Genomic DNA, 15,113 nt, shown 5'->3' on the forward strand with positions numbered 1-15,113 from the left:
GGCGTAAGTTATCGCCACAAGCACAAATTTAAGTTCAACTTACCAACAAGAACCGCTAGAATCCGCCCCTCTATAGACATTTCCACCCGAATTCAATAGCCAAACATCATGATTGATCTATCCATATTGCCTGTTTACCTTACTGCCGTACTGGCCCTGTTGTTGATCCCTGGTCCAGACATGTTGCTGATTGCCAGTTCTAGCTTAAGCTATGGAAAAAAAGTAGGGGTTTTTGCTAGTCTCGGCAACGCTACATCTGGCCTGATCCTGACAATGCTCGCAGCTATGGGTGTATCTGCGCTGATTGCAATGAATCCAATCGCACTAGAGGTACTCCGTATTATGGGCGGTGCCTATTTGCTGAAAATGGGCTGGGACTGCATGCGCACCAAACCTTCCGATGCGCCAGAAGTCGAGCAGAGCAACAGCCTTGCCGCAACACTCTACCGCCGTGCCGTAATCAGTAACTTGCTCAATCCCAAAGCTCTGATCTTCTTTGTTCTGTTCCTGCCACAATTTGTCTCTACCCAGATACAAGCCACTTCTGGCGAGCAAATGCTGGTACTTGGCCTACTATTGAACGTTCTAGGACTTCTGTTCAACCTATTTCTAGTCACAACTGTCGGTAGTCTGGGGCAATCGCTACTGAAGAACGAAAAGTTCCGTACCAACCAGCACAAATTCATGGGCTTGGTGTTTTTCCTACTGGCTATCTGGCTATTGGCCTCGCAAGTACCCAGCGTAAACTAACAGATAAAAAAGGCCGCAGTTCTCTGCGGCCTTTTCGTTATTGTCCTCTATATCGCCAACCAGTGCTTTTTTTGCACGCACAGCAGCACGAATATCACAGCTAACTATCAAATGTGTCCTGCAACGCAAGCTTGAGCTCCTGCTCGGCCTGTGCCAGTGCTTTGTCAGCCTGCTGGCGCTTAAGGCGACCTTCCTTAACATGCTTGAGCGTATTGTTGAGCGTCTCGATCGTTAGCTGGTTCACTGTCTGAAGAGACTCAACATCCAGAATACCCCGTTGATAGTTTTCGGCGATCTGCTCTTCCAATGCCTTGAGCTTCTCGGCATTTTGCACATACTGCTTGTTGGTGTAGTCCTTCACCGCGCGCGTGACTTTCAATGCCTTTTCTTTCTCGTAATTGGAAATCGCAATCAGGAACTGGCGTTTCCATAGCGGCAAAGTGTTGTGCACAATATCTTGAATGTCCTCCATCAACATCTTGTTGCCTTCTTGCGACAACCGGATCTGCGGAGCGGCCTGAATTGCCGCCATTCTAGCCAAAGCCAAATTATGCACCCGCTTTTCCAAGCGCCCCATTACCTGCACCGCATCGCGGTAAGCCTGGCTATCAAGCGGATCATCGCTTTGCTCGGCCTTCAATCTCAACGCCACCAGCTCCTGATCCTTCAGCACCGCCAGCCGCAACTGCCCCGCATAAATATAGATATCCAGCTGTTGCAGCAACGTCAGGTTTTCCTCATACAGCCCATCAAGCTGTTGGATATCTATGGCGAGTTTTACCTCTTGGGCTTCAAGCCTGCTCGCCAGCTCATCCAAATGGCTTTTGACTGAATCAAACCCTTTTACAAATTTTCCAAAGGACTGAAACAGCTCACCGATCAACGGCAGCCGCGATAAAAAGCTCGATTTACCCAGCTCATCAAAGCTGGCGCTGCTCATATTAGAGACCATCGCGTGGAGTATATCCCCGGCCTCCCCTGTGTCTTTCGCCCTAACACCGGCGAGTACCCGATCCGAAAAATCGGTAATGCCCTGCAGTGCCTCCTTGCCGAAAACCAACGTCGACACGGTATCAAACGGATTGAACGCCTCGGCAATCTGCTTTGCCTGCGCCTGCTCGCTCTCACTAAGACGGCTGGCGACGTTCAGTTCTTCCGACATTTGTCTTTCTGGTATGCTGACATCCTGTTTCATAACGTCTCTCCCAAAGCGGACTCTCGACCATAAAGCGGGAAATCCCGCCAAAGTTGGTCAAAATGCTGGGTAAACGCCGCCAAGTGGCGGCTGTCATTAGTCATGGTCAAATCTTCAGAATTGAATTTAGATGCACTACGGGTCCAGTTGAAACTACCGTTTATCAATCGGGAATTGTCAAAAATCGCAAACTTGTGGTGCATGTGATACTGCGTTTCATCAACCTTCACCATCACACCGTGACGAGCCAGATAATCAATATCACTCCCCGAGTCATTCACCTTATCGTTATCGGTAATAATCCTGACTTTAACCCCGCGGTGATGAGCGGCAAGAATAGCGTCGGTCAAGTTGTCATCGGCAATAGTAAACACGCAGATATCCACGCTATTACGGGCAAATTTCAACTGATTACGAATTCCATCAATACAGCAGTTACCCGGCGAAAACCATGACTCGGCAACCACAACCTCATTCCCTCCTCGAGCCTTGTCTAACTGCTTCATGACCTGCTCAAGCCACTTGAGTCCTTTCTGCCCGTCATCCCCATCACGGATGCTCTGCTGTACCAGCGAAAAGGCCCGGTTGCGCAGGTAAGAAATACCATCAGCCTTGAGATCCGCCTCTTCGAGAGCGTCGGCCAAATCGCGACGCTCGTGGTTATCAAGTTTGGCATCATCAAAACTGCGTACCAGCAACGTTTCAATATCCCTTTTTGCCATTATTACTCTCCTTGTCTGGCTCTGTATGCCCTTCGTTAGAGATCGCATACCTGTGTCCCTGGGTTAAGCTCTGTGCTACCGACGCGACGCTCTGGTTCAGTACCAGCATCTGCTGGACAACCTGTCCAGCCCGGTCTTCCCCATCGCCCAGTTGCTGGCGACGGCGGTAGCCCTCGGTAATTTCATGCCACCTCGCTTGCTGATCGCTATCCATCGCATTGCGCAACTGTGACAGTTTGAGCAGGTTCTCCTCGGTACCGGCCGTCAAGGTCTGGGCCTCCCCTTGGTAATGGTCAACTAGCAAGGTCTGGATCTCATCGTCTGTCATTACCGGCGAGATCTTCTCACAGAGCTTATTCATGTTCCGGTAAGAACCTTGCAGCTTGAACGGCGGCTCAACCCGGTATTCGTCGGCCATCGCTGCCGAGGCAATATATTGCTGGTTGACCCTGAGCACTGTCTGTTGGACCTTCATCAACTTATCGAGGGTTGCGGTGATCTCCCCCGCTTCAGTGGCCGAATAAGGGTGGGTCAAATCACTGAGCGCAATCTCTTCGCCGCGAGCCATAGCAATCAACTTGTACAAATCACCGAGGTCACGGGTTGCCAGAGGAGCCAGTACCGGATTAGACGTCAACGAGTTCTCAATAAATGACAATTCGAAGGCCTCTCGCTGGTCCGACAGCATATCGCCCAAGTTGTAGATATCCGCACGGTTGGCCAGCATATCCGGGATCTTGAACACTTCGCCAGACTCGGTATACGGGTTACCCGCCATCACGATGGCAAACTTCTTGCCCCGCATATCGTAGGTCTTGCTCTTGCCTTTCCAGCTACCCTCAACGCGACGAGTACCGTCACAGAGTGATATGAACTTCTGCAAGAACTCCGGATGGGTATGCTGGATATCATCAAGGTAAAGCAACACGTTGTTGCCCATCTCAAAGGCCAGGTTGATCTTCTCTACTTCGCGGGCAGCATTCTGGTCCGGCGCATCTGCCGGATCAAGCGAGGTCACCTCATGACCAATCGACGGCCCATTGATCTTCATAAAGACCAAGCCGAGTTTATGGGCAACGTATTCGATCAGCGTCGTTTTACCGTAACCCGGAGGTGATATCAGCAATAGCATCCCCATCAAGTCGGTACGCTTGGCATCCCCCATCGCGCCCATTTGCTTCGCCAAGTTATCACCGATTAACGGCAAGTAGCTCTCGGAGATCAGCTTGTTCCGCACAAATGATGTCAATGGCCGAGCTTTGAAATCGCCCAAGCGCAACGTTTGCTTGGCCTGCTCCAGCAAGGACGCACGCTGAGTAATGTACGCCTCATAATTCGGCAAGGTATGGTTATTATGGTGATACCCTCGCAGCAAGAAGGTATCTAGCGTCAGCGTCAGGCTGCCCTGCTCAACAAGCGGGTGCTCCCCCAACAAGCCATTAACCGTTAACTGCAGAGAAAAATCCACCGGATTGAGCAATAACATGCCGTTATCCCGCATTGTCGCCAAAGCCGCCGCCTCGATCACAAATGGCTGCCCCTCTCCCTGCTTGGCCGTATATGCCCCCAGCCAGAGCAGATGATCCGTGAATTGGGCTCGCCACTCCTCCCCTTCCGGCTGCCAGCCCAAGCTGCGCCGGAAGCTCAGGTAACTGTCACATAATTCAACGGCATCTCGGCTGGTTTCTGCCTGCAAACGTTCCTGTCCGAGCAAATGAATCGCATATTCGGCACAAACATCGGCAGCTTCATCACCGCCCAGCAAGCTCTCGCCCCCTTCAAGGCTCACACTCTCTATTTGCAGAGCAAGCTGCTGCTTTAGGGCATCAAAAGAAACCTGCGAAGCCAAATGCTGCAACATAAGCAATGCATTACGAGCCTGTTTGCGCCATTGTTCCAATATATCTTGCGGCTGAACTATCAACCATAACCACACACTGGCCCGTACTGCCTGCGAATAACGCAACAACCCAGCCTGTTCGAAACACGGTAAGAGTGCCTTCAATAACCGCTCGGCATCATGGTCATGAACCCCTTTTACATAGCCCTCGCGGTATTTCGGGGCGGCGTAGTCCTGAATCAACTTGAGCAAGGTTCCCTTTTGACTCGCGTCAACAAGTGCTGCCAGCGTGATCCCCTCCCGCTGCTGCTCAGCGGCATGCAATAAGCTGAAGGCCAAGTATTCAGCGCGGTATAGGGTGTCGGTTTCCGAGGCGACATCAAGCCGGGAGGCACTTTGCAAAGCCAGAAATTCATCATCTGTTACTGGTTCGTAAAAGTCCGTCCCACCAATGTGCAAACTCAACTGGCTGGCGTGTTCAACCAGACTGACCTCCAACGGCTGCTGGTTGACGCTGAAACGGTGCTTGCCAAGACGCAGTACTTTGCCGCCCTGCTCAAAAATATCCTGATTGTCACGCAATGCGCGCAATGCCTGATCCTGAGCAGCTTTGATCCGACCGTCTAGGGCATCAGCCTTGACGCTATCCCCCAGCTCACGAATCGTACCCGACAGCTTTTTGAGTTTGTGCACCATATTGTCGGTAGCAAAATAGCTGTTGAGCTCAGCGACATTCTCAAACCGGGCCACCCGCTTTTCGATACTCTTGAATGTCACATCGGCCGCTTGGTACAGATTCTGGATCCGTCGCTGCTGGGCGGTGACCAATTGCTGCTTGTGACCTTCAAGGGTCGACTGTATTTCTTCCCGCTTGGCATAGATCTCAGCAAGGAACTCGTCGTAATCGGCAAACCTGGATTCCAACTTCTCCAACTGCCCAATCAGCTTGGCCAGCTGCTCATCGCACTGTTCGGGGGTTGTGGCCTGCTCCATCGCACTGTTAACCGACTGGGCCAACAACTTGAACTGGGCGCTGAACTCGGCCTTTGCCTCGCCCCCACGCAGGGACTGGAACTGCTGCCGCAGCCTTGCCGACAATGCATTGAGCTTGGCGGTAACCTCAGTGGTCAGATCGAGAATACGTGTCGACATCGTCGGATCGTCTGTCTCGATATCCGCCACTTCCTCAGTAACCAGCGCAATCGCTGTACGCACCGACTCGGCTTTGTTCTGCAACAACGCCAAATCGGTCGTTTTCTCTATCGAGCCTAACTGCTCTTCGATGGCCGCGATATCTTGCTTGTAAGGCAAATAGGCTTTTTCGTTCTGCAATAAATTAAGCAATACTCTGTTAAGCTCAACCCGCTGCTCATCGAGTGATTGCTGAAGCGTATCGACCGCAGCCTCTTCCATGTAACGGTACTGACGAAGCGCCATCACATTACCGATCTCAGCCTTCACCTTGGCCAGTAACGACAGCAATACGGTCGCATCATCCTTCGATGCGAGTTTCAGCTCGCTTACCACCGCCTGAACAACACTCTGCTGCTGCTCTAACGCACTTTCTGCATGCAGTTGAAGCTGGCGAACCTTGGCGAACTCATCGATGATCAGGTTGGCCGTTTCCATCAACTGATTAACGGCAGCCCCCATCTTCAATGCCGATGGATGCATCAGCCAATCATAATGATCAAGCGTGGTTTGGCATGTTTTCAGCAAGGACTCGTAGATCGCTTGGCTTACTTCTTCGGTACGAGACAACTGGCAAATAGACAACAAGGCCGACAACGCCCTGACCAGCTCGGTATTGCCTAAATTAGAAAGAAATGAATCTGCCCCGGGCCTATCTTGCCGGGCATAGTGCTCCGCATCGGTAAACGGGGTCTGCCAAATGCGTAGAGGGTGGATTGTTGCTGCTTCGGCATTTTCCGACACCCGGAAAATCAGCATTCGGCCATCAGGATACAGGCTATAGCCATGGCTATGAATTGGGGCAGAAAAGGCCTTGTCGATCAAGTTGTAGGTGTAGATGACATAGGAGCCTTTATCGACATCAAAAAAGAAATAAAGCTGGTCTTCACCGTTTGGCGATGATACCTGTTTGAAAAAACGCAGCCCCTGCCAAGGCTCATCAAATTGTTTGTCCTCACCATGAGCCAACACATAACCATGCGAGTATAAGATACCGTGCTCTTCAGGCAACAGCTTGGCACAATGACCAATAGCATCAGCACGAACAACCTGATCATTCAGTGAGTTATAGATAAAATAACGATACTGCTTCTCGCGATTCGGCAGTACCTTCAGCACAATTAAATCCCCAAGATCGGCATAGGCAATCTCAGCGTCAATAATGGTCTGGTAGGGGTCATCGACTAACTCCCGGTAAATACCCAGTCCTTCATCGGTATTGTTTTCGACCTTGATCGTGAGATCACCGCCGATACATTCAACAAACAGGCGATCTTTCACCGAGACGTGTGAATGGGTACCGATAACATGGTCGGCGCGCGTGGTCGACACCCACTCAAAGTCATGCTGGACGGCACCGATGAGATCCTGATTACCCAGGGCGTCGAGATAGCGAACGGAGGCCTTGCCAATATCAAACCGGAATACCTTTCGGTCCTCGGCACGCATGCCGATCTGAAAAGCGATATAAAGCATGCTTTCGCGTCGGGAAATCTGCGAGAGACGCGCATCTTTATAATATGTAAACAGCTCATTGAATTCATGCACGAACTGAGGGTCATTAAGGAACGAACCTTCCAAGCCCACTGGATCCATGCGATAAGTCCCGTCATTTTCTGACAGGCTGTACAAGCCAAACACATCATCAAGCGACGGCTGGCTCTTTAATCCGATATAGACCTGATAGCCAAACAGCAGCTGGCCGTTGACCTGGGCCATATCAACAGGCATACACCGAGTATCTGTCTGGACATTCGCTTTGCCAATCAGGGTAAACTCACTGCCGCCGAATGTCTCCTTGCGTGACTGGTTAAAAGTATCTGCCAGTCCTCTCAGGGCTTCACCCTGCTGGTAAAGCCGAGACTTGAGAACCTCATAGGCTCCACCCTCGCTGACTGCTTTGTCGACCGTATTTTCTGTAATCTCTGTCATTCTATGCCCTCCTCAATCAAACACCCCCGTGCCAATGCAATGACACAGGGGTGCTTAATGGTTTACCTATCCATCAACTATCCAGCGTTTCGCTATCATCACCAGACAGTGTCCGTTTCAGTTTGGAAAGCACATCATTGCCAGATCCCGCCGCTGAATTCAGCAAGTTGGCCAGTGCAATATTGCTAACGTCCCCTGATTTAAGATCCGTTTTCTCTAAAATATCCTTGATATCCTGTGGCAGGCTGCGACTACCATTGCGGTACTCATTGACCAGCGGTGCTAGGATCTCCGAATCAGTAAAGCGGCTATCCAGCATCTCGGTATTCAGAACAGTACGGCGCAACTGCTCCATACCCTCACCACCAAATAGTTTGATATCCGCAGCCGCCAGTGCCTGGGCCAACGCCTTAGCACTTTCGCTATTCACTGTACGCTGGGCGTCAATACGGGCAATCTCCAGCTCTTTCTGCTGCTGAAGCTGCATAACCCACTTATCGTGCTCTCGTGTTTGGTCATCGTACTGACGGGCAGCTTCAAAGCGTGCTGTTTGTGCTTCAGCTTCCGCCAGCCCCTTGGCACGCATTGCATTGGCTTCAGCTTCACCGGCAGCCTGCAACGTGAAGGCTTCGGCCTCACCACGCTCGCGAATCACTTGAGTCTGCTCGCGGTCCACTTCTATCTGAGCCAAGCCAGTTGCACTGATGTGCTCTTTCTCAGCCTGAGCCATCCGCTCTTTCGCTGCCGCCTCACGCTCAAGACGGAAAAATTCAGCCTCAGCTTCCTTGGATTTCTGCGCATATTCTGCTTCGGCCAAACGACTCTTCACTGCAAGCTCGTTCTCGGCATCTCGAGTACGCACCTTCATCTGCGCTTCATTCTCAATCAGCATTCTCTCGGCACGCTCTTTGGCTGCTTCTTTCTCAGCCTTGGCCGCAACAATCAATTCAAGCTGCTTGGCTTCCGCATCTGCCTCGGCCTCGATCATCCGAACTTTCTTGGCACGGTTTACTTGCTCGGCCGTACGCAGGTTCTCGGTTTCTTCTTCTTCGCGCGCAATCTTACGCTCAATTTCCACCCGCTGAGAGCGGCTTTCAGCCAACGATTTACGTGAATCTTCAATCGTGGTTTCTTTTGCCATATCACGCTGGGCAACTTCAGAAGCCGTACGTACTTTCTCAATCTCGATACTGCGAGTAAGCTCTTCATCCTGAATTGCAATCTGGCGCTGGTTGGCAATTCGGATCAGCTCAACTTCCATATTGACGCTTTCTTGCTTCTTACGAACCTCTTCTTCTGTCTCCAACTCAGCCAGACGGGCCACTCGCTCATACTCATGGCGCTTCTCTTCAGACAGGGCATGCTCTTGTGCCTTGATGATAGAGACTTCACGTTCAGTACGCGCGATACTTTCCTGCTCTTGCTTCTCTAGCTGCAGGCGGTTGGCTTCAGCTTCGACATTTTTCTTCTTGATAGACGTCTGCTCATCCTGGCGGATTGCATTAGTCTCGGTATTTTTCAGCGAAGTAATTGAGGAAATTTTACGGATCCCCTCAACGTCGAGGATGTTGTTCGGATCGTGGGCATCAAGCTGTGTTTGATCAACTTTATCGATAACCACATCGTAGATCTTGAAGCCATCCATCTCGCTGCCAATAACATCAACGACAGCATCACGGAAAGCACGGCGATTAGTCAGCAACTCTTCAAAATCAAATTGCTTTACAGCCGTCTTCAATGCTTCTGAAAATTTTGGCTGGAAGTGTTCACGAAGGCGCTCCTGATCCGAAGCCCCTAACGTTGTGAATAACTTTGCAACCCTGACAATATCGTCTTCTTCATGGTTCACCCCGATATAGAAATCAACCTTGAGGTCAGCTCGGATATTATCCTTGCAGTGCAGACCCTCGTACTCTTCACCCTCCTGATCCTTGCGGCCACTGCGAATAACTGAAATCTTTTTACGGGTGATATCCATGTATTCGGCGCGGTTAACAATCGGCCATACAAACGTACCGGTTAAGGAAGCACGGGTTCGGTCAACGCCATTAACAATCAGCGCCTCACCTTCATTTCTTACTTTTTTATACCGAGATGTCAGGAACAACAAAATAATCAACGAAATTCCGACACCCGCAAGAATAAATATCATGCTTGGTGATATAGCCATTACATAACTCCTTAACGTTTAAATAGCAGAAGTGACGTTGATAGCCACTCTGCAAAATCTGATAAACAATGCGTATTTTTTATAACTTGGCAACAAGAAACTTATTTTCATCGGGATGTTTGGCTACAATAATTACCTCATCGCCATAATTAATATCTTCATCCCCACAACTATATACATCCAGTTGTATTTCACTCGCGCCTTGATATAAAACGACTTCCCCTTTCTCTGAAGAAACCTTACTGCTCCTGACTGTAGCTCGCATTCCTTCATAGTTAATCGTCACAAAGGCTTTATTGGTATCGAAAACGACGGCGAGTGGCTTCAATGTCAATGCCGCTATATATAAAGCACTATAGAAAACGACAAAAAGAGAAGGAATCGTCACAAGATAGGAAAAACTTTCAGGAAGAATGCCAAATAGGTATATTTCCAGATAATAGGCAATTATTGTGGCAAAAAACGTGGTAATAGTCAGTGCAATAAAGATAGGAACCTGAGAGACAATCGGGGGCAAAAACAACCTTGTCGCCCAACCTGCATCGACATCAACAGCATCCGTATCTCCTAAACTTCCATCAGAAAGATCAAACATTAAATCGATGATCATCAATAGAGAAAATATACAAAACGGAGCAAAAAAAACAATAACCGGAAATCCGGTCAATACCGCAAAAAAATCAATCAACATTGACATCCTTGATTATATTTACAGCTTGATGTTAAGCCATATTAATATGATTCCTTTTGTAACATAACGCCTAAAATAAAACAATTGAACAATTGCGGTTCACATCACACCCATAATGCTATGGATAAACAAAATAAACCTATACTCTTTCACTGAAGCTCCTTTGATATTGAGTTGATTTCATTGAAAACAATGCAAGCGACGCATAATTACTCAAAACAAGCCACTAGTGTTGTTTTTTGAACCACCTGATACATGCTTAACCCTCTCGAGGGGAACATTTGTCTTGTTATGCTGACAAAGTATGACAGAACACAGACATTCACACGGGCAGATTAGTGTTATATATCCAAGTTGCTTCAAAAAATGGATTAAGCATGTGAACAGCATACTGAAGTCCAACCGTTATCAGTGATAACTGTAATCGGAACCTTGAATTACAATTTCACTGTCCATATATAGTTATAAAGACAACTGACAGCGTGTACACAAAGACGTTGTTGCCCGGGCCCGACTTTTGAATACACTTTTAATGAGCTGGCACGAGTCACACACACGCTAAGGATAATTATGATTACTCATGTTGGCATCATCGATCAGGACCCAGTAAGACTGATCACCCCGCTTCTTGACCATGGTATCCCTGCGGACAAGATGATTTTTCTAGGTACAGAATCACAGCGCGAGCAATACGATCGACTGGCATCCATTCTGACCCCCCGCGATATTGACGCAGAATTCTTCGTTATTCCGGATTCAATCAATATCAGCTGTATTCGTAGCAAAGTCATGGCGCTAGCTGAAGACCTTAAGCAACAAGAAGGTGACGTGTGGTTCAATGCCAGCTGTGGCCTTCGCCACCGTCTGCTCTCTGCCTACGAAATTTTCCGAACCTACCACTGGCCGATTTACGTCATTGAGCCGTTTAGCGACGAGATGTGCTGGCTTTACCCGGCTGACCGCAAACAACAACAGGTTGAAGACCGCATCCAACTGACTGACTATCTCACCATCTTCGGTGCGCGCTGCGAGTTCCCGGAATCAGAAGTCCCTGAATCACTCAACGATCAGCTTTGGGAACTAGGACAACGCTGGGCAAGCTCCGCGCTTGAACTTGGCCCTGGCCTTGCGACGCTCAACTACCTTGCTACAACCTGCCGCAAAGAACAAAAACTCGATGTCGAACTAAGTGACAAGCAGCAAGGCTACAAAGAGCTTGCAATGCTAATCAATGATCTCGAGGAGACTGGCCTAGCCACCTACAACAACGGGGTGCTTACCTTCAAACATGAAGAAGCCCGCCGTTTTGCCAATGGTGAATGGTTGGAAAACCTTGTCCACAGTACGGTTCGAGCTATTCAAAATGACCTACCGACAATTCAGGACCACTCTCTAGGCGTTCAGGTCTACCGAAAAATTGGTGACCGTGAGGTGCGCAACGAGCTTGATGTGGCAACGGTGGTAAACAACAAGCTCCATATCATTGAATGCAAAACCAAAGGTATGAGAGACGATGGCGATGACACTCTGTACAAGCTCGAATCTCTGCGAGACCTTCTGGGCGGACTGCAGGCACGTGCTATGCTCGTTAGTTTCCGCCCTCTACGCCATCACGACCTGATGCGGGCACAAGATCTTGGACTCGCCATCATCGGCCCAGATCAACTTGGGGAACTGCAATCCTACCTACACGATTGGTTTATTGGTGCCGGCGGCCAAAGTCATAATATTGCATAAACAATAAACTAACCATCTAGAAACAGGAGCTGCTTTATGGCTCCTGTTTATTATTCCAAAGACCTTCTTACACCACATTTCCACTCTCATCTATAAACCAAGAAAATAATAAATTTATCAACTATTGCCCTTTACCCTGTTAACCTTCGCTGACCGTTACATTGTCATTATTTATCCGTCGCATTTTCACCATATCTCGCTACCATACATATGACACTCATTACCACTACATGTAAGATGATCTAATTCCCCCCTCTCTTTGGAATATGTAATGACAACAAGGATGATTATATTTCTGTTATTCCTATCTATAAATTACACCATCGTTCAAGTGATATTGAATACCAATGGCGAAGTCGTATCAGATACATCTGATAGCCTCTGGGGATTTATATTCGCTATCAGTATCGCGATATGGGCGAAAAAAGAGGCCGCTATAAAGAATTATGGGCCTCCATTCAATTTTGGTGCTTTTATGTTTTTTGTATGGCCAATAATTTTGCCACACTACTTGATAAAAACCAGAGGCAGCGATGGCATTATTATGTACCTCGGTTTTTTAGGCATATACTTAATGCCATTCCTCTCCGGCCTTGTCGCATATGTTTATCTCGCACATTAGCGTATTCTTATACCCTTATTGCTACTTATCGTTCCCAAATGAAACATCAACACGCCGATTTAACTGCCGTCCTTGCTCACTAGAGTTAGTTGCAATGGGATGAGTCTCGCCATAGCTTTCAATATGTAACTGCGGCCCATTAACACCCGCTTTCTTCAAATAGATCGCAGCACTGTTCGCTCGCCTTAGACCTAGTGCATAGTTATACTGTAATGATCCCACGCTATCGGTATGTCCATCTAGCGAAATAATCCTCGGGGACTGTCGTAACCTTTCAGCGACTCGGGAAAGAATGGTTTTTGAAGCCGGAGTTAAGCTTGCCCTATCAAAATCAAAATATATACGAGCCAATAGTGATGCAGGAATTCCATCCTGATCAATAGTCAAAAGCTGTTTGCCATTAAGATATTCAAGGCATTTATTCGGCAATCCAAGCTCTTCAGATAAAGATAATAAGTATACAGCAATATCGGGATCATCAGATTCTTGGCTTACTAACAAAAAGCCATTGCGATGATGACCTAATCCCACCACATCATCAATCATTACTTCGTGCTGAACGGAATAAGTGGATGTGTTGCAGTATTCAACCAACGTTTTCTCCATGCTCTCTTCAGCAAAAGCAGAGAGAGCAAAGCAAGTTGTCAATATCAATATTAATGTCTTCATCGTACTGTCATCCCTATTATTAAGTTTTACAGTTTTGTACCCTCATACCTATCTTATTCATTCCTGTTTGGTTATGGATACGCTCTTTATGGCTTGTGAAGACCCTTTCACGGTTTGTTTTTCCGGAAAAGATGGAATGATGTCACTATGAAACCACGACTGGTGCATCGTTTGTGCTGTCACTGTATATCGCACCCTTGAAGATGCTTGCAATCCAGGATTAGCCGGCAACACATCACGCTCTATCACCACCTTCAGATCATCAATATCGCGTACATAAGCTCGAATATATTCCTGAGCCATTTTCGGAGCAGATTGCACGTTATCTTCAAGAATCAGCGCAAATGCTGCCATTTCCGTAGCATCTTCAATACGACTTTTTTCATGAATATACCTTGTGCCCTCCACCGCTAAAATCACAAATCCCATAATGGGTACTAACAACAAGATTAACCATATAACCGCAATACCCCGTTGATAACACCTTAATGGTCGGCTAATCCTCTGTTTATGAATGTATATTTTCATTTCACCATCCTGCACTAACCGCACTTGAGGTAATAATCATCGAATCCTTTTGGCCACTGACAAAAGGCAGGTACCACCCATCATGGCGCACACATAAAGTTAGCTGATACAGCGGAAAGTAAGAGCCATCATCTTTTCGAGGTCTTAGTGCATCATGTTCATTGATCAAGATTGCTGGCTGACACCCCCAACGATCAAAAACATCATTACTTAGCTGCTGAATATCATTATCAACGTTGGATTCAAGGCTTAATGCAACGTTTTGCTCGGGAACATGCAGTACTCGTGATGCTAATAACTGCATTTCTTTCAAATCATTGTTATTCAATATGTAACGAACAAATTGAGTATTACCTGAAACAACCGAATAATAACGCGTCCGTTCTTTTAATATATTGACTAAAGAAAAAGCCGCACTATCTAACTGCGAGCGTAGTAAGAGCCGTTGACTCAAATCGGTAGCAAAAAAGCATATCGAGCACAGAGCTATCAAGACAAAAACAAACTCGATGACAAAAGATCCTCGTGCTCGATAGTTATGACGATTCATCACTTCCCCCTTCCACTGTCGGCTAAATTCACAACCACTGTACGCATAATGGAAGATGGTGAACTTTCTGATAGCGATAACATGGGTTGATATTGATACGTTAATGTTACCTCAGCTAAAGGAGAACTTAGGTTTTGAGATTGGTAATCATTAATAAAATCTGGATACGAATAAAAATAGTCAATCTGGATGTCATAATTATTTTTATCAATCATGAAGTGCCAAAGGCTACTTTCATCTAAAAAGATTTTTTTGATGCTATCATGAAAGAGATTATTTTCATTATATGGTTCTCCTTTTTGTATTGGCTCTAATATATTCTGCTTTGCTTCCCTGACCGTTTCACGTAATGCATGTTCGGTTAGTGTTGTAATAAAAATTTGATAGCATACTTCAAAGATAAAAAAAGTTGTAAAAACAAGGATAAGAAAACACAAAGAAACCTCTATGGCAATAACTCCCTTCTGTAGTGCCCGTTTCTTCGCGACTTCCTTAACCATAACTACTAACCTCATT

11 protein-coding genes and 1 pseudogene are annotated in these 15,113 nt (G+C 47.4%); 2 read left to right on the forward strand and 10 right to left on the reverse strand.

The window, feature by feature from the left end; translation table 11 throughout:
* Nucleotides 1-108 precede the first annotated feature (108 nt).
* Entirely contained in the window at nucleotides 109-750 is a 642-nt protein-coding gene (locus ABT56_RS01620) for a LysE family translocator (protein WP_047877093.1), read from the forward strand.
* 100 nt (nucleotides 751-850) lie between these two features.
* On the opposite strand, the gene ABT56_RS01625 is transcribed toward ABT56_RS01620, so the two are convergent.
* From ABT56_RS01625 to ABT56_RS01645, 6 genes and pseudogenes are all read right to left on the reverse strand, one after another.
* On the reverse strand, nucleotides 851-1,912 hold the full coding sequence (locus ABT56_RS01625; protein ID WP_047877499.1) for a toxic anion resistance protein: 1,062 nt from the start codon (nucleotides 1,910-1,912) through the stop codon (nucleotides 851-853).
* A gap of 29 nt (nucleotides 1,913-1,941) precedes the next feature.
* Nucleotides 1,942-2,667 carry a phospholipase D-like domain-containing protein gene (locus ABT56_RS01630; RefSeq protein ID WP_047877094.1) on the reverse strand — a complete coding sequence of 242 codons (726 nt, stop codon included), beginning with the start codon at nucleotides 2,665-2,667 and terminating at the stop codon, nucleotides 1,942-1,944.
* Entirely contained in the window at nucleotides 2,648-4,528 is a 1,881-nt protein-coding gene (locus ABT56_RS24630; RefSeq protein ID WP_420835116.1) for an AAA family ATPase, read from the reverse strand. The genes ABT56_RS01630 and ABT56_RS24630 overlap by 20 nt, the downstream gene beginning before the upstream one ends.
* A gap of 1,065 nt (nucleotides 4,529-5,593) precedes the next feature.
* Nucleotides 5,594-7,630, reverse strand: a pseudogene (locus ABT56_RS24635) (DNA repair ATPase); the annotation flags it as partial.
* A gap of 73 nt (nucleotides 7,631-7,703) precedes the next feature.
* Nucleotides 7,704-9,800, reverse strand: a complete 2,097-nt coding sequence (locus ABT56_RS01640) for a flotillin family protein (protein ID WP_047877095.1) — start codon at nucleotides 9,798-9,800, stop codon at nucleotides 7,704-7,706.
* A gap of 79 nt (nucleotides 9,801-9,879) precedes the next feature.
* The gene (locus tag ABT56_RS01645) at nucleotides 9,880-10,491 is read right to left on the reverse strand and encodes a hypothetical protein (RefSeq protein ID WP_047877096.1); all 612 of its coding nucleotides are present in this window, start codon (nucleotides 10,489-10,491) and stop codon (nucleotides 9,880-9,882) included.
* Between the two features lie 570 nt (nucleotides 10,492-11,061).
* On the opposite strand from ABT56_RS01645, the gene ABT56_RS01650 reads away from it, so the two are divergent.
* A complete protein-coding gene (locus ABT56_RS01650; RefSeq protein WP_047877097.1) occupies nucleotides 11,062-12,228 on the forward strand; it encodes a Card1-like endonuclease domain-containing protein in 1,167 nt (388 codons plus the stop codon).
* Nucleotides 12,229-12,871: 643 nt separating this feature from the next.
* Here ABT56_RS01650 and ABT56_RS01660 read toward each other — a convergent pair.
* The 4 genes from ABT56_RS01660 to ABT56_RS01675 all read right to left on the reverse strand — a co-directional run bounded on the left by ABT56_RS01660 (nucleotide 12,872) and on the right by ABT56_RS01675 (nucleotide 15,097).
* Nucleotides 12,872-13,519 (reverse strand): OmpA family protein, encoded by a 648-nt coding sequence (locus ABT56_RS01660; RefSeq protein ID WP_047877099.1) that lies wholly within the window; start codon nucleotides 13,517-13,519, stop codon nucleotides 12,872-12,874.
* Nucleotides 13,520-13,576: 57 nt separating this feature from the next.
* On the reverse strand, nucleotides 13,577-13,948 hold the full coding sequence (locus ABT56_RS01665) for a hypothetical protein (protein ID WP_169753871.1): 372 nt from the start codon (nucleotides 13,946-13,948) through the stop codon (nucleotides 13,577-13,579).
* Nucleotides 13,949-14,048: 100 nt separating this feature from the next.
* Nucleotides 14,049-14,597, reverse strand: a complete 549-nt coding sequence (gene tadF, locus ABT56_RS01670) for a tight adherence pilus pseudopilin TadF (protein WP_047877101.1) — start codon at nucleotides 14,595-14,597, stop codon at nucleotides 14,049-14,051.
* Nucleotides 14,597-15,097 carry a TadE/TadG family type IV pilus assembly protein gene (locus tag ABT56_RS01675; RefSeq protein ID WP_047877102.1) on the reverse strand — a complete coding sequence of 167 codons (501 nt, stop codon included), beginning with the start codon at nucleotides 15,095-15,097 and terminating at the stop codon, nucleotides 14,597-14,599. The genes tadF and ABT56_RS01675 overlap by 1 nt, the downstream gene beginning before the upstream one ends.
* Nucleotides 15,098-15,113: the final 16 nt, after the last annotated feature.

This window comes from Photobacterium aquae (assembly GCF_001029445.1).
GTDB classification, from domain to species: Bacteria; Pseudomonadota; Gammaproteobacteria; order Enterobacterales; family Vibrionaceae; genus Photobacterium; species Photobacterium aquae.